This is a genomic window from Pseudomonas sp. AC463 (genome assembly GCF_979253585.1).
Genome location: NZ_CEEDDZ010001165.1, coordinates 1 through 236, shown reverse-complemented (window position 1 = coordinate 236; position 236 = coordinate 1). Strand labels below are relative to the sequence as shown.

Genomic DNA, 236 nt, shown 5'->3' with positions numbered 1-236 from the left:
AGGTGCCGTCCCGTCGATCGGTGCAGATGCCGGTGAGCGGCGCGGGGCAGGATATGAAATTGATCAGGTCGCGCGAGTTGCGGTGGAAGTACGTCGCGCTTGCCTCGACTGCGCCGTCCAGCGCGCGTTGCGTGACGCCGGCGTCCCAGCCCTTGGCGCGCTCCGGCGTCAGGGCCGCGTTGCCGTATTCGCTTTGCAACTGGTACAGGGTGGGCGCCTTGAAGCCCTCGCGGTAG

At 67.8% G+C, this 236-nt stretch carries 1 protein-coding gene; it reads right to left on the bottom strand.

The window, feature by feature from the left end; translation table 11 throughout:
• Window positions 1–236 (bottom strand): TonB-dependent receptor domain-containing protein (locus AC0IYH_RS33975; protein WP_471838880.1); only part of this gene is annotated, 236 nt, incomplete at both ends.